This window comes from Micromonospora sp. CA-244673 (genome assembly GCF_050948395.1).
Lineage (GTDB): Bacteria > Actinomycetota > Actinomycetes > Mycobacteriales > Micromonosporaceae > Micromonospora.
Genome location: NZ_CP192019.1, coordinates 1007098 through 1027187 on the forward strand (window position 1 = coordinate 1007098; position 20090 = coordinate 1027187).

At 72.0% G+C, this 20090-nt stretch carries 17 protein-coding genes and 1 other RNA gene; 13 read left to right on the top strand and 5 right to left on the bottom strand.

Annotated features, from left to right (window positions below):
* The first annotated feature begins 24 nt into the window (after window positions 1–24).
* The 4 genes from mtrB (at window position 25) to hpf (ending at window position 5141) form a co-directional block, all read left to right on the top strand.
* Entirely contained in the window at window positions 25–1743 is a 1719-nt protein-coding gene (mtrB, locus tag ACQP12_RS04995) for an MtrAB system histidine kinase MtrB (protein ID WP_433289134.1), read from the top strand.
* Window positions 1740–3539, top strand: coding sequence for an LpqB family beta-propeller domain-containing protein (locus ACQP12_RS05000; protein WP_433285360.1), 1800 nt, complete (start codon window positions 1740–1742; stop codon window positions 3537–3539). Before mtrB ends, ACQP12_RS05000 begins: the two co-directional genes overlap by 4 nt.
* Window positions 3540–3546: 7 nt before the next feature.
* The gene (locus tag ACQP12_RS05005) at window positions 3547–4242 is read left to right on the top strand and encodes a ComF family protein (protein ID WP_433285362.1); all 696 of its coding nucleotides are present in this window, start codon (window positions 3547–3549) and stop codon (window positions 4240–4242) included.
* 251 nt (window positions 4243–4493) lie between these two features.
* Entirely contained in the window at window positions 4494–5141 is a 648-nt protein-coding gene (gene hpf / locus ACQP12_RS05010) for a ribosome hibernation-promoting factor, HPF/YfiA family (protein WP_357947429.1), read from the top strand.
* 58 nt (window positions 5142–5199) lie between these two features.
* Here hpf and ACQP12_RS05015 read toward each other — a convergent pair whose 3' ends face one another.
* Window positions 5200–6306, bottom strand: coding sequence for a GNAT family N-acetyltransferase (locus ACQP12_RS05015; RefSeq protein WP_433285365.1), 1107 nt, complete (start codon window positions 6304–6306; stop codon window positions 5200–5202).
* Window positions 6303–7469, bottom strand: a complete 1167-nt coding sequence (locus tag ACQP12_RS05020; RefSeq protein WP_433285367.1) for a GNAT family N-acetyltransferase — start codon at window positions 7467–7469, stop codon at window positions 6303–6305. Before ACQP12_RS05020 ends, ACQP12_RS05015 begins: the two co-directional genes overlap by 4 nt.
* A gap of 160 nt (window positions 7470–7629) precedes the next feature.
* Between ACQP12_RS05020 and secA the strand changes: the two genes are divergently transcribed.
* On the top strand, window positions 7630–10536 hold the full coding sequence (gene secA / locus ACQP12_RS05025; protein ID WP_433285369.1) for a preprotein translocase subunit SecA: 2907 nt from the start codon (window positions 7630–7632) through the stop codon (window positions 10534–10536).
* Window positions 10537–10616: 80 nt separating this feature from the next.
* On the opposite strand, the gene ACQP12_RS05030 is transcribed toward secA, so the two are convergent.
* Together ACQP12_RS05030 and ACQP12_RS05035 are read right to left on the bottom strand one after the other, a co-directional pair.
* A complete protein-coding gene (locus ACQP12_RS05030; RefSeq protein ID WP_433285371.1) occupies window positions 10617–11216 on the bottom strand; it encodes an Rv3235 family protein in 600 nt (199 codons plus the stop codon).
* A 101-nt stretch (window positions 11217–11317) separates the two neighbouring features.
* Entirely contained in the window at window positions 11318–11545 is a 228-nt protein-coding gene (locus ACQP12_RS05035) for a helix-turn-helix transcriptional regulator (protein ID WP_355053957.1), read from the bottom strand.
* 209 nt (window positions 11546–11754) lie between these two features.
* Between ACQP12_RS05035 and ACQP12_RS05040 the strand changes: the two genes are divergently transcribed.
* Window positions 11755–12264 (top strand): DUF6912 family protein, encoded by a 510-nt coding sequence (locus tag ACQP12_RS05040; RefSeq protein ID WP_357947413.1) that lies wholly within the window; start codon window positions 11755–11757, stop codon window positions 12262–12264.
* Window positions 12265–12276: 12 nt separating this feature from the next.
* On the opposite strand, the gene ACQP12_RS05045 is transcribed toward ACQP12_RS05040, so the two are convergent.
* The gene (locus tag ACQP12_RS05045; protein ID WP_433285374.1) at window positions 12277–13296 is read right to left on the bottom strand and encodes a hypothetical protein; all 1020 of its coding nucleotides are present in this window, start codon (window positions 13294–13296) and stop codon (window positions 12277–12279) included.
* A gap of 418 nt (window positions 13297–13714) precedes the next feature.
* Here ACQP12_RS05045 and pruA point away from each other — a divergent pair, with 418 nt between their 5' ends.
* The 7 genes from pruA (at window position 13715) to ssrA (ending at window position 20069) form a co-directional block, all read left to right on the top strand.
* Window positions 13715–15343, top strand: coding sequence for an L-glutamate gamma-semialdehyde dehydrogenase (pruA, locus tag ACQP12_RS05050; protein WP_357947407.1), 1629 nt, complete (start codon window positions 13715–13717; stop codon window positions 15341–15343).
* Between the two features lie 176 nt (window positions 15344–15519).
* Entirely contained in the window at window positions 15520–16035 is a 516-nt protein-coding gene (locus ACQP12_RS05055) for a PadR family transcriptional regulator (RefSeq protein WP_357947404.1), read from the top strand.
* A gap of 100 nt (window positions 16036–16135) precedes the next feature.
* The gene (prfB, locus tag ACQP12_RS05060) at window positions 16136–17257 is read left to right on the top strand and encodes a peptide chain release factor 2 (protein WP_433285376.1); all 1122 of its coding nucleotides are present in this window, start codon (window positions 16136–16138) and stop codon (window positions 17255–17257) included.
* Window positions 17258–17375: 118 nt separating this feature from the next.
* Window positions 17376–18056, top strand: a complete 681-nt coding sequence (gene ftsE / locus ACQP12_RS05065) for a cell division ATP-binding protein FtsE (protein WP_091259988.1) — start codon at window positions 17376–17378, stop codon at window positions 18054–18056.
* A 65-nt stretch (window positions 18057–18121) separates the two neighbouring features.
* Window positions 18122–18997 carry a permease-like cell division protein FtsX gene (ftsX, locus tag ACQP12_RS05070; RefSeq protein ID WP_433285378.1) on the top strand — a complete coding sequence of 292 codons (876 nt, stop codon included), beginning with the start codon at window positions 18122–18124 and terminating at the stop codon, window positions 18995–18997.
* Between the two features lie 112 nt (window positions 18998–19109).
* Window positions 19110–19589 carry an SsrA-binding protein SmpB gene (gene smpB, locus ACQP12_RS05075; protein WP_357947394.1) on the top strand — a complete coding sequence of 160 codons (480 nt, stop codon included), beginning with the start codon at window positions 19110–19112 and terminating at the stop codon, window positions 19587–19589.
* Between the two features lie 104 nt (window positions 19590–19693).
* Window positions 19694–20069: a transfer-messenger RNA gene (gene ssrA / locus ACQP12_RS05080) on the top strand.
* The last annotated feature ends 21 nt before the right edge of the window (window positions 20070–20090 follow it).

Sequence of the window (20090 nt, forward strand, 5' to 3'; positions counted from 1 at the left end):
TCCCCGCCCCCCGCCTCGCCGACCATCGCGCCCCGCCGGCTCCGCGCCGCGCGGGCGCTGTGGCGTGTCCTGGCGGGCCGCACGGCCCGGTTCGCCGCCGGCGTGCACCAGACCTGGCGGAGGTCGCTCCAGCTCCGTGTGGTGACCATCACGCTGGTGGCGTCCAGCCTGCTGGTGGGCGGTTTCGCGTACCTGATCGCCGACAAGCTCACCAACATCCTGCTGGAGAACGCCGAGACCGACGTCCTGCTGCGGCTGCAGAACGGCAGCGACTACGCCTCGAAGCAGTTCAGCCTCTACAGCCAGCCGCAGGAGGCCCAGTTCCAGGACACCATCGACGGCACGGTCAACTACCTGGCCGGCGGTGACCCGGCGCAGACGAGCGGCGTGGTGGTGGCGATCACCGCCGACAACTTCACCAACATCGAGCCGCGCACCTCCCCGGACGTGCAGGTGCGCCCGATGATCAGCCGGGAGTTGCGCGCCTCGGTGGCGGCCGGCAACGTCGCCCACCAGATCCGCACCGGCACGCTCGGCGGCCAGCGCACCAAATACCTGGTCTACGGCTCGCCGGTGCCCACCCGGTTCGGTCAACTGGAGCTCTACTACCTCGTACCCCTGTCCCGGCAGGACGCCACGGCGGCCGACGCCCGGGCCACCGTGGTCGCCACCGGCGCGGCCCTGGTGCTGCTGCTCGGCCTGCTGGCCGCCCTGGTCACCCGCCTGGTGGTGACGCCCGTGCGGGTGGCCGCCCGGACCGCCCAGCGGCTCTCCGCCGGCCTGCTCGACCAGCGGATGGTGGTCAACGGCGAGGACGACCTGGCCCTGCTCGCCGCCTCGTTCAACCAGATGGCGACCAACCTGCAGCGGCAGATCCTCCGGCTGGAGGAGATGTCCCGGCTGCAACGGCGGTTCACCTCCGACGTCTCCCACGAGCTGCGGACGCCGCTCACCACGGTCCGGATGGCCGCCGACCTGATCTTCGCCGAGCGGGACGAGTTCGACCCGGCGGTGGCGCGCAGCGCCGAGCTGCTCCAGGCCGAGCTGGACCGGTTCGAGGAGCTGCTCACCGACCTGCTGGAGATCAGCCGCTTCGACGCCGGCTTCGCCATGCTCGACAGCGAGCCGACCGACCTGGTGCCGGTGGTGCACCGGGTGACCGAGCGGCTGGCCGGGCTGGCCGAGCGGGTCGGGGTGGCCATCGAGCTGGACCTGCCGGACAGCCCGGTGATCGCCGAGGTCGACCCGCGTCGGGTCGAGCGGGTGCTGCGCAACCTGGTCGGCAACGCCGTCGAGCACGGCGAGGCCAAGCCCGTGCGGATCACCCTCGGCGTCGACCAGAGCGCCGTGGCCATCACCGTGCGGGACCACGGCGTCGGGCTCAAGCCGGGCGAGGAGAAGCTGGTCTTCAACCGGTTCTGGCGGGCCGACCCGTCCCGGGCCCGGCAGACCGGCGGCACCGGGCTGGGCCTCTCGATCAGCCTGGAGGACGCCCGGCTGCACGGCGGTTGGCTGGAGGCGTGGGGCGCGCCCGGGCAGGGCGCCCAGTTCCGGCTGACCCTGCCGGCCCGCGCCGGCGACCGGCTGACCACGTCGCCGCTGCGGCTGGTGCCGGCCGACGCCACCCTGCCCTTCGGCGGTCCGCGCGACGGCGGCCCGCTCGCCATCGGTCCGGGCAGCGGCGCTGGTGCGCTGGCCATCGGGCCGGCGGAGGGTGCGGACCGGGCCGAGGTGACGTCATGAGGCGGCGCCTGTTGACCGCGTTGCTGGGCGGCGTGCTGCTTCCCGCCGGGCTGGTCGGCTGCGGGCTCCCGCACGAGACCGAGGTGCAGGTCGACGGCTCGGGCCCGGCGGCCGAGGCGGGCGCGCTCAACGGCAGCCCCGCGCGGCCGCCCACCCCCGGCGACAGCAGCGAGCCCGGCCCGTTCATCGACAACTACCTGCGGGCGGCCGCGGCCGGCGAGCGCGAGCAGGGGTACGCCCGGGCCAAGGAGTTCGTCGCCCAGGAGGCGAAGGGCCAGCTGCGGGAGAAGCCGCAGAGCAGCGAGATCGAGCTGACCGTGGTGCGGCTGCGGGAGAAGCCGGTGATCACGCCGCCCGTCAACCAGGGCACCACCGACGTGACGGTCAAGGTGCAGCAGGTCGGGGTGCTGCGCGCCGACGGTGCCCTGGACCCGCCGGAGGCCAGCGAGACCGAGTACAAGTTCCAGCTGCGCCGAGCGGATGCGGGCGGCCCGGGGCTGCTCCTCACCAACGTGCCCAACGTGCTGCTGGTCAGCGACACCGCACTGCGGGAGTACTACCGGTCCCGCACCATCTACTTCTGGAACTCCGACCAGTCACGCCTGGTGCCCGACCTGCGTTACCTGCCCTCGTCGGTGCCGGCCGAGCGGCGGGTCACCGACGTGGTGAAGTGGCTGGCCGGGGGCCCGTCGAAGTGGCTGGCCCAGGGGGTGACCGGGCTGCCCGACGGCACCCGGCCGATCAACAACGCCACCGGCGCGGACGGGCACTGGGAGGTCAACCTCACCATGCCGGGGGCCGACGACAAGAAGCTCGGCCTGCTCGCCACCCAGCTCGCCTGGTCGCTGCCCGAGCTGAACGGCCAGCTCGACCTGAAGATCCAGAACCAGAAGCGGCTGACCGTCGACCTCCAGGAGGAGCGGAGGGCGCACGCCGCGTACCCGGCCGGGGACCGCCCGGCGCGGTTCAGCGTCTACGACGGCGCCATCCGCCCGCTCGCCATCGCCAACGAACCGAGAGTCGCCGTCCCGGTGGACGCCGAGGACAACAAGAACGTGGTCGCCGCGGCGCTGGCCCGCGCCGACGACCAGGTGCTGGCCGCGCTGGTGGTGACCGGGACGGACCGCCGGCAGCGGCTCAAGGTCGGCTCCGGCCCGGACCCGGTGACGGTGTTCAACACCAGCGAGCATTCGTACGCCGCGCTGGGCCGACCCACCTGGCTCCGCTCCCTGGACGGGCGGCACCCCGCCGGCCTGGTGGCCGCGGACGGCAAGCTCTACCGATTCGACGGGTCGGCCCAGATGAGCCTGGTCCCGCTGGCCGTCCCCGGCCCCGTCGTGGCGGTCGCCGGGTCCCTCGACGGGCACCGGATCGCCCTCGTCAGCGGGGGCAAGCTCTACGTGGCCGCGGTGAGCGTCGACGGGGGCGTGGTCGGCGTGGGCCCGCCGCAGCGGCTGGCCATCCTGCTCAGCGGCGTCACGGCGGTGGACTGGCTGGCGGAGAACGAGCTGGTCCTTGCCGGCAACGAGGCGGACCGGCGGCCGGCGATCCACCAGATCACGGTCGACGGCGCCCAGGAGACCGCACTGAAGCGGGACATCGGCGCCGAGGTGACCCAGTTGGCGGCCTACCCGGGCGGCGCGGTCGGCGGGCTGCCGTCGCTGTCGTACATGTACGAGGCGAACAAGGCGGCCTACCGGAACAACCCGTTCGACAACATCAAGCGGGAACAGGTGCTGGACGTGCCGGCGGGCAGCCGGGCGACCAACCCGACCGCACCCTTCTTCCTCTACTGAGGCGCCGGTGCCGGGCCTGGGGGGACTCTGGTCGGATCTGACCGACCTGGTGCTGCCGGCCGGGTGCGCCGGCTGCGGGGAGCGCGTGCCGGGCCTGCGACAGGGCTTCTGCCCGGGCTGCGTGCGCGACCTGGAGGCGCTCACCCCCGCGCCGGCCCGGCCCGATCCGGCCCCGGCCGGCCTGCCGCCCTGCGTCGCCCTCGGCCCGTACGCGGGCGCGCTGCGGAACGGGCTGCTGGCGTACAAGGAGCGGGGCCGGCACGGGCTGGCCCGGCCGCTGGGCGCGCTGCTGGCCGAGGCGATCGCCGTGGCGGTCGGCGCGCGAGGCCCGGTGACCCTGGTGGCGGTGCCGGACACCGCGCGGGCGGCCCGCGCCCGGTACGGCGACCATCTGGACCGGCTGGCCCGCCACGCGGCGGCCCGGCTGGGCGCGGCCGGCTGGCCGGTACGCGTGCTCCGGCCGCTGCGCGCGCTGCCCCGGCCGGACTCGGTGGCGCTGGACAGCGCCGGCCGGGCCGCCGCGGCCGAGGCGGCGTTCCGGCTGCGCCGCTCCGGCGGGGTGGCCGGTCCGGTGGTGCTGCTCGACGACATCGTCACGACGGGGGCCACGCTGGCCGCCGTGAGTCGGGTCCTGCGCGACGCGGGAATGACGCCAAAGGCCGCGGCCGTGCTCGCCGCAACGCAAAAGCGCCACCATCAGTGACGCTTCGTGTTTCCGTTTCACCCCATGGTGTATGAGCTGTTAAATTTCGCGGCCTCTCCCGGCAACTGGGGGTGACTGGTGGCCGAACAGGAGTTAGCGTTTTCGTGTCGGGGGTAGGAGGGTTGCCAACCTTCCCCCGGCATTGGAAGGAGGCGTAGCCGTACACCATCGGTCGACGCCGAACGGGGTTCTCCCTGGGTGCGTCGACCGGAAGATCCGGACCGAACGACCGTCCGAACAAGGGAGGTCACGTGGACATCGTGGTCAAGGGCCGTAACGTCGAAGTGCCGGACCATTACCGGGTGCACGTAGCCGAGAAGCTCGCGAAGATCGAACGCTACGACCACAAGCTCATTCGCGTGGACGTCGAGTTGTTCCACGAGCGCAATCCGCGCCAGGCCGATCATTGCCAGCGGGTGGAAATCACCTGCGTGACGCGCGGCCCGGTGATCCGGGCCGAGGCCTGCACGAATGATTTCTACAGCGCGCTGGACGCCGCCATAGCCAAGCTGGACACCCGCTTCCGCCGGGCGGCCGACCGCCGCCGCGTGCACCGCGGCCGGCACGCGCCGCTCTCCGTCGCCGCCGCCACCGCCGACCTGCCGGTCGCCGACCTGGAGGGGCCCGGCCTGGCGGCCTTGAACGGGCACGCGACGGCCACCGCCGTCGCGGAACGACCCGACGAGAGCTTCGAGGAACACGACGACCAGCCGTGGCACATCGCGCGGGCGAAGGTGCACCCCGCCGAGCCGATGACGGTCGACGACGCGCTGTTCCAGATGGAGTTGGTCGGCCACGACTTCTACCTGTTCCAGGACAAGGAGTCGGGCCGCCCGAGCGTTGTCTACCGCCGGCACGCCTACGACTACGGGATCATCTCGCTCGACACCGGACCCTGACCACCCCGCGGGAACACCGGCCGGAAGCCGTGGTGGGCGACCACCGCGGCTTCCGCCGTCAGCCGGTGCGGTCGCCGGGCAGCCGGCCGAAGATCAGCGAGTCGACCCGGGTCCCGTCCGGGCCGGGGAGCCGGCCGCGCAGCAGCCCCTCCCGACCGAAGCCGGCCTTTTCCAGGACCCGCTGCGAGGCGATGTTCTCCGGCCGGGTGCCGGCCCAGAGCCGGGCCAGCCCGGCGTCGAAGGCCCAGCCGGCCACGAGGCCCACCGCCCGGGTGGCCAACCCCCGACCGCGCGCCTCGGGCAGCAGGCTGTAGCCGAGCATGGCCTGGCCGGTGCTCGGTTCGTCGTACACGAGCGCGCAGCCGCCCACCACGGCGCCGCTGGACGCGTCCAGGACGGCGAGGTCGGCCGAGCGGCCGGCCAGCCAGTGGCTCTCCGCGCGGCGGCACCGCCGCTCGACCGACTCCCGCGTCGGCGGGGCCGGCGGCACCCGGTTCGCCACCACCTCCGGCAGCGTGTGCAGCCGGTACAGCGCCTCGGCGTCCGCCGGCCCGAGCCGGCGCAGCGTCACCACGCCGTCGGTGAGCCGGCCCTCGGGCAGGTCCGGCAGCAGCCGGGCGGTCGGCCCGGGCGGGTCGTCGGCGAGGCGTACCCAGACGGCAAGGTCGTGCCGACCGTCCCGACCCTGGCCGGCCGACCGGCGTACCCCCTCGTGCCGGAACCCGGCGGCCAGCGCCACCCGCTGGCTCGCCGCGTTCTCCTCCTGGGCGAGCAGTTCGAGCCGGACGGTGCCGGCGGCGAAGGCCGCCTCGGCCAGCGCGCGGGTGGCGGCCGTGGCGACGCCCCGGCCGCGCGCCCACGGCGCGACCCAGAAGCCGATCTCCGCCTGCCCGCGCTCCGCCACCGGGTGGCTGAGGCCGGCCGCGCCGATCAGCCGGTCGGTGGCCGGGTCGGCGATCGCGTACGCCGCGCCGCCGGCAGCCCAGGCCGCCGGTGCGCCCTCGGTGATCCACCACCGGGCGCTCTCCTCGGTGTACGGGTCGGGCAGGCCGGGCAGGAACCGCTGGGTGAGCGGGTCGGCGCAGGCGGTGGCCGTGTCCGCCAGGTCGGTGAGCCGGTCCCGCCGCAGCCGCACCCCGTACGCCTCGATGATCTCCGGGGTCACCGCAGGTCCTGCGGGAGCAGCCCGCCGATCCAGACGTCCTGCCGTTCCCCGCGGTGCTGGACGCCGCCGCGGAGGGTGCCCTCGACCGTGAACCCGGCCTTCTCGGCGGCCCGGCGGGACGCGGTGTTGCCGACGTTGGCCCGCCATTCGATCCGGGCCAGCCCGAGCGTGGTGAAGCCCCAGGCGCAGAGTGCGGTCAGCGCGGCCGGCAGGTAGCCCCGGCCCCGGGCGTACGGCGCGGTCATGAAGCCGACGTCGGCGACGAGCGGGCCGCCGGGGGAGATGCGCAGGTCGATCGAGGCGAGGTAGCGGTCGTCGGCATCGGCGACCGCGTAGGAGGCGCCGGTGCCCCGGGCCCAGGCCGCCTCGGCGATGTCCCGAAGGAAGCTCTCGGCGTGCTCCCGCTGGTACGGGTGCGGCACCGTGGTCCAGCGGATGGTGTCCTCGTCCCGGCAGGTGGTGACGAGCGCGTCGATGTCGCCCTCCTCGAGCGGGCGCAGTCGCAGCTCGGTGGCGCCGGCCGTGGCGAACAGGACCGGCTGGGGCCGGCCGAAGACCGCCGCGCGGCGGGCCTCCAGGGTGTCCGGGCCGTAGCGGAAGGGCTCGCCCGGTGCCCCCAGCTCGTGCGGCAGCAGGGAGCCGATCCAGGCCTCCGGCCGGCCGCCGACCGAGGGGTGGGCCAGCCGTAGCTCGCCCTCGACCCGGAAGCCGGCCCGGAGCGCGACCAGCCGGGAGGCGTGGTTGCCGATCTCCGCCTGCCAGATCACCCGGCGCAGCTTGAGCGCGTCGAACGCCCAGCGGGCGACCGCCCGGGTGGCCCGCGCCGCGACGCCCCGGCCGCGAGCCCAGGGCGCGGTCCAGTAGCCCACCTCGGCGGAGTCCAGGCCGCGATCGATCGACACGAGGCCGCAGGAGGCGAGCAGCTCGCCGGTGTCCGCGTCGCAGACCGCGAACAGCGCCTCGGTGCCGTCCGCCCAGGCCGTCCCGCTGATCGTGGTCACGTATCCCAGGGCGTGTTCGGGCAGGTACGGGCGAGGTACGGTGGTCCAGCGCTGGATGTCCGGATCCTGGCAGGCGCGGTACACCGCGTCGGCGTCCTCCGCCCGCCAGGGTCGCAGCAGCAGGCCGTCCTCGATGATCTCCACAGGCTCCACCCGAGCCATCGTGCCGGATCGTTCGCGGACGGCGTAACCCGATTACCGCCGCTCAGCGCCCGCGCTCGGCGTTATGTCGGGTTCGCGGCTCCGGACCACCGCCACCAGTGACCATCGCCGCGCCGGAGCGCCTACGATGGTTCGAGACTGTCTAGGGGAGCGTTGATCCGTGTCGATTCTGGAAAAGGTCCTTAGCGCGGGCGCGGGCCGTATGGTGCGCCGGCTCAAGGCCATCGCCGCCGCCGTCAACTCGATCGAGGACGACTACGTCAACCTCAGCGACGACGAGCTGCGGGACATGACCGACCAGTTCAGGGAGCGGCTCGCCGACGGTGAAACCCTCGACGACCTGCTGCCCGAGGCGTTCGCGGTGTGCCGGGAGGCCGCCGCCCGCGTGCTCGGCCAGCGGCCGTACGACGTCCAGGTGATGGGTGGCGCGGCGCTGCACTTCGGCAACATCGCCGAGATGAAGACCGGTGAGGGCAAGACCCTCACCTCGGTCATGCCGGTCTACCTGAACGCGCTCGCCGGCAAGGGCGTGCACGTGATCACCGTGAACGACTACCTGGCCGAGCGCGACGCCGCCTGGATGGGCCGGGTGCACGAGTTCCTCGGCCTCACCGTGGGCGTGGTGCTGCCCAACCGCCCGGCCACCGAGCACCGCGCGGCCTACGAGTGCGACATCACCTACGGCACGAACAACGAGTTCGGCTTCGACTACCTGCGCGACAACATGGCGTGGTCGCGGGAGGAGCTGGTCCAGCGCGGCCACTTCTTCGCGGTGGTCGACGAGGTCGACTCGATCCTCATCGACGAGGCGCGGACCCCGTTGATCATCTCCGGCCCGGCCGAGCACTCCGCCCGCTGGTACCAGGAGTTCGCCTCCGTGGTGGCCCGCCTCCAGCCGGGCACCGACGGCGAGGGCGACTACGAGGTCGACCACGCCAAGCGCACGATCGCCATCACCGAGCGCGGTGTCGCCAAGATCGAGGACCGGCTCGGCATCGACAACCTCTACGAGTCGGTCAACACCCCGCTCGTCGGCTACATGAACAACGCGATCAAGGCCAAGGAGCTCTACAAGCGCGACAAGGACTACATCGTCAGCGACGGCGAGGTCCTCATCGTCGACGAGTTCACCGGCCGCATCCTGCACGGCCGCCGCTACAACGAGGGCATGCACCAGGCGATCGAGGCCAAGGAGGGGGTGGAGATCAAGCAGGAGAACCAGACCCTGGCCACCATCACCCTCCAGAACTACTTCCGCCTCTACGAGAAGCTGTCCGGCATGACCGGCACGGCCCAGACCGAGGCGAGCGAGTTCAACAAGGTCTACAAGGTCGGCGTCGTGACCATCCCGACGCACCGGCCGATGGTCCGCCTCGACCGGGCGGACGTCATCTACAAGACCGAGAAGGCCAAGTTCAACGCCGTGGTCGAGGACATCGCCGAGCGGCACGAGCAGGGCCAGCCGGTGCTGGTCGGCACGGTCTCGGTGGAGAACTCCGAGATCCTCTCCCACATGCTGCGCCGCCGGGGCATCCCGCACTCGGTGCTGAACGCCAAGTTCCACGCCAAGGAGGCGGAGATCGTCGCCCAGGCCGGGCGCAAGGGCGCGGTCACCGTGGCCACCAACATGGCCGGCCGCGGCACCGACATCCTGCTCGGCGGCAACGCCGAGTTCCTCGCGGCCAACGAGCTGCGCCAGCGCGGCCTCGACCCGGTCGAGCAGCCCGAGGAGTACGCCAAGGCCATGGAGGAGGTCCTGCCCACGTGGAAGCAGGCCTGCGACGCCGAGGCGGAGGAGGTGGCCGCCGCCGGTGGCCTCTACGTGCTGGGCACCGAGCGGCACGAGTCGCGCCGGATCGACAACCAGCTGCGTGGTCGCGCCGGCCGGCAGGGTGACCCGGGCGAGTCCCGGTTCTACCTCTCGCTGCAGGACGACCTGATGAAGCGCTTCCGGGCCGGTGCCGTCGAGGCGGTGATGGACCGCTTCAACATTCCGGAGGACGTGCCCATCGAGTCGAAGATGGTCACCCGCCAGATCAAGAGCGCGCAGGCCCAGATCGAGGGCCAGAACGCCGAGATCCGGAAGAACGTCCTCAAGTACGACGAGGTGCTCAACAAGCAGCGCCAGGTGATCTACGCCGAGCGCCTCCGGGTGCTCAACGGCGAGGACCTCTCCGAGCAGGTCCGCAACATGATCGACGATGTGGTCGGTGCGTACGTGGTGGGTGCCACGAGCGACGGCTACGCCGAGGACTGGGACCTCGAGCAGCTCTGGTCCAACCTCAAGCAGCTCTACCCGGTGGGCATCACCGTCGACGAGCTGGAGGAGGAGGTGGGCTCCCGGGCCGGCCTCGACCAGGACTTCCTGCTCGCCCGCCTCAAGGAGGACGCGAACGCCGCGTACGACCGGCGCGAGGAGCAGCTCGGCGAGGAAGCCGTCCGCCAACTCGAGCGGATGGTCCTGCTCCAGGTGATCGACCGCAAGTGGCGCGAGCACCTCTACGAGATGGACTACCTCCAGGAGGGCATCAGCCTGCGGGCGTACGCCCAGCGCGACCCGGTCATCGAGTACCAGCGCGAGGGCTTCGACATGTTCGCCACCATGATGGACGGCATCAAGGAGGAGACGGTCGGCTTCCTCTACAACCTCGAGGTGCAGGTCGAGGAGCCCGCGCCGGAGGCCGAGGAGGTGGAGCTGCTGGAGAAGCCGGTGGAGATCCGGGCCAAGGGTCTCAACCGCACCCCGCAGCAGCAGGGCCTGCAGTATTCGGCGCCCTCGGTCGACGGCGAGGCCGGCCGTGGCGCGCCGGTGCTCGAGCGCGCCGAGGAGCAGGCGCCGGCGCTCGGCATCGGCCGCCCCGAGACGTCGGAGCGTCCCGCCGCCTCCACCCCGCGCCGGTCGACGGCCGGGATGAGCGGCCAGGCGGTCGCGGCGAGCACGGCCCGGCGGGCCGCGCCCGGCCAGGTCGACGGCGCCGGCGAGGGCCCGTCCCGCAACGCGCCCTGCCCGTGCGGCTCCGGCCGCAAGTACAAGCGCTGCCACGGCGCCCCCAACGGCGGCAACTGACCCGCTCCGCAGCAGCCCCGACGGGCCCCGGCCACCGGCCGGGGCCCGTCGCCGTCTGCACCCACCGGGGCGGGCAGGGATCAGAGGGCGTCGAGGACGGTGCAGAGCCAGGTGCCGCGGCGGTGCTCCAGGCGCAGGGCGACGGCCCAGCTCGCGCCACCGGCGCCGGCGAGGACGGCGGCGGCCTCGACCGCGCCGGTCCGGGGTTCGCAGACCCGCAGCCGGCGGAGGTGGAGGACCGGCCGGCCGGTGCGGCGGCGTGCGGGGCCGACCCGGCGGGCGGCGCGGGTCAGCTCGGCGGTCACCCGGGCGGCGGCCTCGGGTAGGCACAGCGGGCGGAGCTGCCCGGGCGGGCGGTAGCCGTTGACGATCTCCAGGAAGGTGCGGACGAACCGGTGCGCAGCCCGGGCCGCCTCGGGGGTCGCGGTCACCAGGGCGGCCGGCGGAGGACCCGCCGGGCGCCCCGGCCCGGCCGGCACCGGCCGGACGTCGGCGCCCCGGCCGGCGGGGCGGTCGGGATCCCGGCGGCGCGGGTCGAAGAGGTCGAGGGCGAGCTGGTCCACGTGGCCCCAGGTGTCGCCCCAGGACGGGTCCTGGTCGGTGCAGGGCGGGTCGAGCGGCGGCGCGGGGCGGAGCCGGACGGGGGGACGCGGTGCCGACGGGCGGCGGGTGTCGACCATCCTCAACCCCTGTTCGTTGCGTTTGCTTTCGTTTGCCTCCGATGGTTTCTCATTCTCGGGCAGGCAACGCCCGCCGTCAATGCCGGTGTGCCATCCGGCGGTTACTCCACGTCGCGATCGGTCAGCGGGTTGCCGCGTACCCACTCGGCGGTCTCGGCGTACTTCCGCTGGATGTACTCCTCCAGTTGGGCGCGCTCCACGCGCCACTGCCCCCGGCCGCCGATCTTGATGGCGGGCAGCTCTCCGCTGCGCACCATGTGGTAGACCTGCGAGTCCGAGACGTTCAGCTCGGCGGCCACGTCGGACAGCAGCAGGAACCTCGGCTCCACGGTGACTCCCGGGGTTGGCTACGTTTGCTTCAGTTTGCCATCACGGGCCGGATCGCCCCAGGCGCGGCGCGGCGAATCCGACCGGGGGACACACCGGCGTGGAACTTCTCCGCGGCGGGTGCCGGGTGTATGACGGTCACGGCGTACGGCATGATCGGCGCCCGGAGCCGGCGTCCGCCGGCCGGCGGCCTGAGGGCGGGGAGAGACCGGTGACCGACGAGCTTGTCCGGGTGTACGTGCCGGCGACCGTCCCCATGCTGGCCCGGCTGCGCGAGGAGGGCCTCGCCGGCGAGGAGGCGCACGCGGTCACCCCGGAGCTGCGGGAGTGGTACGCCGAGGGCGACGAGGAGGAGCTGGAGTACGTGGCCTTCACTCGGGCCGCCCAGGAAGCCCTGCTGCTGCTCCGGGCCGATCCGGCCGCGCCCCGCCGGCGGGTCGTCGTCTCGGTGGACCTGCCGGCCCGAGCGGTCGGCCGGGTCGGCGGCGAGCTGGGCTCCAGCGTGGTCCGGCTCGCCGGGCCGGTGCCGGTGAAGTCCGTCGCCGCCATCCACGTGGACGGCGGCGACGCGGTCGACGACGTGGCCGCCGCCGCCGAGGTGGTGGCCGAGGCGCAGGCCGGTGACCCGGACGCCCAGTTCACCGTCGACGGGGCCGAGGACCACGAGCTGGAGTGGTACGACGTGACCGAGCTGGACCTGCTGCTGCGCCAGGCCTCCTGACGCCCCCGGGCCTCAGGAGCCGGACTCGTCCTCGTCGTCCACGGCGCGCGGGCCGAGGGTGCGGCCGAACAGGACGAGCGCGGTGAGGGCCCCCACGAACAGCACCCAGATGCCGTTGTCCACCCGCGAGGTGCCGAGCGCCGTCTGCGCCACCTGGTCCGCCTCGCTGAGCGCGGCGGCCAGGTCGAGCAGCCCGCGCCCGCCGACCCGGATGATCACCTCGGTGAGCAGCAGGAGCAGGCCCGCGCCCGCCCCGGCCACGAGGTACGCGGGCCAGCGCAGCTCCGCGACGGCGCCGTCCCGGCGCTCGGCGCGGCGGCGGGCCCAGGCCAGGTAGAGGTACGCCACCAGGCCGGCGATCAGCCCGGCGAGCAGGGACTCGGTCCGGGAGACCCACTTCGCGGCGTCGAGCATCGACTGCTGGGTGTCCCCGGCGCCGAACAGGTCGGAGAGCGGGTCCCGGGCACGGCTGAACAGCACCACGAAGACCTGCGCGCCCAGCGTGGCGGCGCCGACCGCGCCGACCACCCGGGCGTTGCGCGCCCCGGCCGCCGCCCCACCGATGATCGCGGCGGCGGCGGTGGTGCCGGCGATGGTGTTGGTGGTCGCGTTGTCGGCGTACGTCAGGTTGACGGCGACCGCGGCGGCGAGCCCGACCAGCAGGCCGGCGCCGACGGCGACGAGGAAGCGCAGGGTGGCCCGGTCCAGCCGGTTGGTCGCCGCCAGGGCGACCGCGGCGCCGGCGACCAGCGCGGCCGTGATCACGCCGGGCAGGGCGTACGCGGAGAGGCTGAGTGCGGTCACCCCGGCCGCGGCCGAGGTGATCGCCGCCCGAGTGGACCAGAGCATGGCGGCCAGCCAGCCGAGCGACAGCACGGCCAGCACCAGGGCGCCGGGCGCGGGTGCGAGGCGGCCGCCCGCGGGCGTGGCCCCGGCGGTGCCGTCCGAGGGGGATCCGGCCGGCGTGACCGTCCGCTCGGTGGCGGGCTGGTCCGGCTCCGCGGCCGTGGAGCTGCCGGGCTGCTTGCTCATCGTCTCCCTCTCGACGGACGCCGGATCGGCCGCGACGGCCGGGCAGGTCACCGGTCATCCAGGGTACGCGGCCCGCCGGGTACCCCTCCCGGCCCGGCGGGCCGGCGCTGTCGATCCTGGGCGCGCCGAGCGCAGGGTGACGGATCGCAGGCGACCGTCGGATAGGGCCGAGGATTCGTCGGGGCGGGCGGCTTGTCGCCTACGGTCCGGTGTGCGGGGTTGCGTCCGGGTGCGCCGGCCGAGGCGGCCCGGAACCGGGGCGGTGGAGGCGGGGCCGGCCCCTCCGCATGGAAGAATTGGCCGAGGTCCCGCCGCCGCGACCGGTACCCCGCGCGCGGCGCCCGGCAGCCCGGCCACCCGGCCGGCCGCCCGCGGGTCCGGTTTCGCCACCGCCGTCGAGATCGCACAGGAGCCTGTGATGGACGCCGTGTTCTCCGTACCCGAGCCGCGCAACGAGCCGGTCCACACCTACGAGCCCGGCAGCGCCGAGCGGGAGCGGCTCCAGCGGCGGCTCACCGACCTGGCCGCCGAGCGGATCGACCTGCCGATGACCATCGCCGGCGAGCAGCGGATGGCCGCCGGCGACCCGATCGACGTGGTCCAGCCGCACCGGCACGCCCACGTGCTCGGCGTGACCGGCCACGCCACCCACGACGACGCCCGTGCCGCGGTCAAGGCCGCCAAGGACGCCGCGCCGATGTGGCGGGCGCTGCCGTTCGAGGAGCGCGCCGCGATCTTCCTGCGCGCCGCCGACCTGCTCTCCGGCCCCTGGCGCGACACGCTCAACGCGGCCACCATGCTGGGCCAGTCGAAGACGGTGGTCCAGGCCGAGATCGACGCGGCGTGCGAGCTGATCGACTTCCTCCGGTTCAACGTCTACTTCGCCCGCAAGCTCCTCGCCGAGCAGCCGATGTCCTCGCCGGGCGTGTGGAACCGCTTCGACCACCGGCCCCTGGAGGGCTTCGTCTACGCGGTCACCCCGTTCAACTTCACCGCGATCGCCGGCAACCTGCCCTCGGCCCCGGCGCTGCTCGGCAACACCGTGGTCTGGAAGCCGGGCCCGACCCAGCAGTTCGCCGCCCACTTCACCATGCGGCTGTTCGAGGCGGCCGGCCTGCCGCCCGGCGTGATCAACATGGTCACGGGGCGCGGCGAGGAGGTCTCCGACGTCGTGCTCGCCGACCCCGACCTGGCCGGCATCCACTTCACCGGCTCCACCAAGGTCTTCCAGCACCTGTGGAAGACGGTCGGCGACAACATCGCCCGCTACCGGGGCTACCCGCGGCTGGTCGGCGAGACCGGCGGCAAGGACTTCGTGGTCGCGCACACCAGCGCCGACGTGGACGCCCTGCACACCGCGCTGATCCGGGGCGCATACGAGTACCAGGGCCAGAAGTGCTCGGCCGCCTCCCGGGCGTACATCCCCCGGTCCATGTGGGAGGGCGGGCTGCGCGACCGGCTGGCCGCCACCGCCGACTCGCTCACCTACGGCGACGTCACCGACTTCAGCAACTTCGGTGGGGCGGTGATCGACGACAAGGCGTTCGGCCGGCACGCCGCCGCGCTGGAGCTGATCAAGGGCGACGACAGCTGCAAGATCCTGGCCGGCGGGACCGCCGACGACTCGGTCGGCTACTTCGTCCGGCCGACGCTCTTCGAGTGCTCGGACGCCGCGCACGAGACGTTCACCACCGAGTACTTCGGCCCGATCCTCGGCGTGCACGTCTTCGACGACGCCCGCTTCGACGAGGTGGTCCACCAGGCCGAGTCGATCGCGCCGTACGCGCTGACCGGGTCGATCTTCGCGACCGACCGCCGGGTGGTCGACCAGGTGGCCGAGAAGATGCGGTACGCGGCCGGCAACTTCTACATCAACGACAAGCCGACCGGCGCGGTGGTCGGGCAGCAGCCGTTCGGCGGCGCCCGGGCCAGCGGCACCAACGACAAGGCCGGCTCCTGGCACAACCTGGTCCGCTGGACGTCGCCGCGGACGATCAAGGAGACCTTCGTGCCGCCGACCGAGCACGGCTACCCGCACATGGGCTGACCTGCGCGCGGTCGCCGGTGGCGCACCCAGCGTCACCGGCGACCGGCCGGGCGGGGGAGGGTCCGGACGTCCCCGGCGGACTGTCGTCGGCCGACAGTGCACATCGGACGACCCAACGGGTGGCGAAAACGGCAAATCCTGGACGCCAGGTCCGACAAAGTGGCAGCTTAGAGGGCATGGCGGAATCCGGAGTCAACCCGACGGCGGCGGCCCTGCTGGGCCTGCTGCACGACGGCCCGATGACAGGCGGCCAACTGATGGCCGCCGCCGAGCGCCGGCTGGCGCCGTACTGGTCGATGACCCGTAGCCAGGTCTACCGCGAGCTTCCGGTCCTGGCCGAGAAGGGTCTGGTGCGGCTCGGCAAGCCCGGGCCGCGGTTGAGCCAGCCGTATGCGATCACGGCGGCCGGAAAACGGACATTCTCCCGCTGGCTCACGGAGAACCCGGGCCGGGACACCATCCGTAACCCGATAGCGCTACGGATCGCCTTCGGCAACCTGCACTCGGCGAGCCAGCTCAAGAACCTCTACGCGTCGGCGAACGAATACCACACCGAGGCCCTGGCGGCGGTGCGCGAGCAGGTCAAGAACGCCAAGAAGGAAGGCGACGACTACGACGCCAGCGCGCTGGAGTTCGCCGTCGCCTACCACCGGGCGGCGCTGTCCTGGCTCAAGAGCGCCCCGGTCGGCTGACCACCTGCCGCAGCTCGGGCGACGTAGGCAGCGCGACTTTTCGCGCGTCACTGCGGGGCTCGCAAGCTCACTCCTCGCACGCGCAGTAGGCTTGTCTGTCGTGACCGCTGCCGATTACGCCGAACAGCTCAAGGAACTCGACGCCACCCTGCGCAACATCGAGGCCGTGCTCGACCTCGACAAGCTGCGCGAGCAGAAGGCCCGCCTGGAGCAGGAGGCCTCCGCGCCGGACCTGTGGGACGACCAGGCCAAGGCGCAGCAGGTGACGTCGCAGCTGTCGTACGTCAACGGCGAGATCTCCAAGCTCGGCAGTCTCCGCTCCGGGCTCGACGACGCCGGGGTGCTGCTGGAGCTGGCCCAGGACGAGTCCGACCCCGGCGCCCTCGCCGAGGTCGAGGCGGAGATCACCGGGCTGACCAAGGCCATCCAGGAGATGGAGGTCCGCACCCTGCTCTCCGGCGAGTACGACTCCCGGGAGGCGCTGGTCGCCATCCGGGCCGGCGCCGGCGGCGTGGACGCGGCGGACTTCGCCGAGATGCTGCTCCGCATGTACCTGCGCTGGGCCGAGCGGCACGGCTACCCGACGGAGGTCTACGAGACCTCGTACGCCGAGGAGGCGGGCCTCAAGTCCGCCACCTTCACGGTCAAGGTGCCCTACGCGTTCGGCACGCTGAGCGTGGAGTCCGGCACCCACCGGCTGGTCCGGATCAGCCCGTTCGACAACCAGGGCCGCCGGCAGACCAGCTTCGCCGGGGTCGAGGTGCTGCCGGTGGTGGAGCAGACCGACCACATCGACATCCCCGAGAACGAGATGCGGATCGACGTCTACCGCTCCTCCGGCCCGGGCGGGCAGAGCGTCAACACCACCGACTCGGCGGTCCGGATCACCCACATCCCGACCGGCATCGTGGTCACCTGTCAGAACGAGAAGTCCCAGCTGCAGAACAAGGCGTCCGCGCTGCGGGTGCTCCAGGCCCGGCTGCTGGAGCGCAAGCGGCAGGAGGAGCAGGCCAAGATGCAGGGCCTGAAGACCGACGCCGCCGGCTCCTGGGGCGACCAGATGCGCTCGTACGTTCTGCACCCTTATCAGATGGTGAAGGATCTGCGGACCGAGCAGGAGACGGGCAATCCGTCCGCGGTCTTCGACGGCGAGCTGGACAGCTTCATCGAGGCGGGTATCCGCTGGCGGAAGCAGCAGCAGCTCTCCGCTGACGGTGCGTGATCGATCTCGAACGCAGCGCGTCATCGATCTCTTTCTGACCGGCTGAATCGACGACGCGACCCGCTTCGGAGGGGCGGGGGGCTTGGCTCTCTGGTTACACCGCGTAGACTCTCGACCCGTGATTCAGCTTGAGCAAGTGACGAAGACGTACCCGAAGGCGTCCCGGCCTTCGCTCGACAACGTGTCCGTCTCGATCGAGAAGGGCGAGTTCGTCTTCTTCATCGGTCCATCCGGCTCCGGCAAGTCCACGATCATCAAGATGCTGCTGCACGAGGTCACCCCCAACAAGGGGCGGGTCATCGTCAACGGCAAGGACGTCACGTCGATGCGTTCCTGGAAGCGACCCCACTTCCGGCGTTCCATCGGCTGTGTCTTCCAGGACTTCCGGCTCCTGCCGAACCGCACCGCCTACGAGAACGTGGCGTTCGCGTTGGAGGTGATCGGCAAGACCAAGGCGGTTGCCCGCCGGGTCGTTCCGGAGGTGCTGGAGCTGGTCGGTCTCGGTGGGAAGGAGCACCGCTACCCCCACGAGCTCTCCGGTGGTGAGCAGCAGCGTGTCGCGGTGGCCCGGGCGTTCGTGAACCGGCCGCTGATCCTGCTGGCGGACGAGCCCACCGGAAACCTGGACCCGGACACCTCGATCGAGATCATGCGCCTGCTGGACCGGATCAACCGCACCGGCACGACCGTCGTGATGGTCACGCACGACTCCAACATCGTGAACCAGATGCGCCGCCGCGTCATCGAGATCGAGAGCGGCCGCATCGTGCGCGACCAGGCCCGCGGCGTCTACGGCTGAGCCGCTGACGACCCGCAGCCCCTGACGACGAACACCTCACGCCGGAGAGCCGGAGGAATTTCCCGATGCGGATGAAATACGTCCTGTCCGAGGTACTGGTCGGACTGTGGCGCAACGTCACCATGACTCTCGCCATGATCATCACCATGGCGGTGTCGCTGTTCATGTTGGGCGGCAGCGGCCTTCTGTACCAGAAGGTCGGCGACATGAAGGACCTCTACTACGAGAACGTCCAGGTCTCGATCTTCCTGAAGTCCGACGCCAACGAGCAGCAGCGGACCGACCTGGAGACCAAGCTCAAGGCCGACCCGATGATCAAGGACGTCACGTACGTCAACAAGGACGAGGCGTACAAGCGCTTCCAGCAGATGTACGCGGACGCGCCCGACCTGGTCAACGCGGTCAAGCCCGACCAGCTCCCCGAGTCGTTCCGGCTCACGCTGGTCAACCCGGAGCAGTACAAGAAGATCTACGACGAGTACAAGACCTCCGAGGGCATCGACACGATCGTCGACCAGAGCAAACTCCTCGACAAGGTCTTCGGCGTGCTCACCGGCTTCCAGAACGGCGCGTTGGCCATCGCGATCGTCATGGCGGTCGCCGCCCTCCTGCTGGTCGCGAACACCATCCAGGTGGCCGCGTACAGCAAGCGGCGTGAGGTCGCGGTCATGAAGCTGGTCGGCGCCTCCAACTGGTTCATCCAGGCGCCGTTCGTGCTGGAGGCGGTGGTCGCCGGTCTGATCGGCTCGATCCTCGGCCTCATCGCGTTGATCGCCTTGAAGACACTGGCGGCGGGGAGTTCGATGGCGGCCCTGGAGGGCCTCATCACCCCGATCTCCTGGTCCGACATCTTCCTGACGTTCCCGCTGATGGCCGCCGTCGGTGGCGTGGTCAGCGCGGTCACCGCCTGGGTCACGCTCCGCTTCTACCTGCGGGTCTAGTTACCGGTACGGCTCTCCAAGGACCCTCCCGCGCGGAATAAACCGCGCGGGAGGGTCCTTGTGTTTCCGGTAGCATGATCCGCGCTCCGCGATCGGAAGGGAGGTGGCGCCGATGCCACGGGAAAAGGGTCGCAAGGTGGTCGCCTCCAACAAGAAGGCGCGGCACGACTACGCCATCCTCGACACGTACGAGGCGGGCATGTCGCTGACCGGCACCGAGGTCAAGTCGCTGCGGGCCGGGCGGGCGTCGCTGGTCGACGCGTTCGCCCAGGAACGCGACGGCGAGCTCTACCTGCACGGCATGCACATCCCGGAGTACACCCAGGGCACCTGGACCAACCACGAGCCCCGGCGGACCCGGAAGCTGCTGCTCAAACGGCTGGAGATCGACCGGCTGGTCGGCAAGACCAGGGAGAGCGGTCTCACCATGGTGCCGCTGCAGGTCTACTTCTCCGACGGCTGGGCGAAGGTGGAGATCGGCCTGGCCCGGGGTAAGAAGTCCTACGACAAGCGCCAGGACCTGGCCAAGCGGGACGCCGACCGGGAGATCGCCCGGGTGGTGGGCCGGCGCGGCAAGGGCATGACTGAGTGAAACTTCCGGTTTGTCCGGGTGCCGGCTTCCGGCCGGCCTCGGAATGAATCCGGTTGCGCCAGGCGTTAGGCTTGGTGTTGCTGCCGACAGGGGCAGCCCGTCGAGGGGGTGACTGGTTTCGACTTCGTACGTTGCGGCAGGGGAAGCGAGCCGAGGAAGCCGACGTCGTCTCGAGAATCGTTCGTCGGAAACCAATAAGCGCCAAGAACAATCGCGCTGACTTCGCTCTCGCCGCCTGAGGCGAGTAGCAAGTCTGTCGGCCTGGGAGCGCCTTCGACCCAGTTAGCCGGCATCAGCTAGAAGGCTGGCCAACCGGACCCGGTCGCGGGGTCCGTGCGGCGAGATCAATCAGCGACTGGGCCCGTCACACCGACTCGCTCGCGTGATCGGAGGGGCCGAGTAGAGGCACAGCGAGCTGCGCTCGGAGAAGCCCTGACAAGGCGGCGAAGGACCCGGGTTCGATTCCCGGCACCTCCACCACCTGACCTGTGCGCCCCGGTC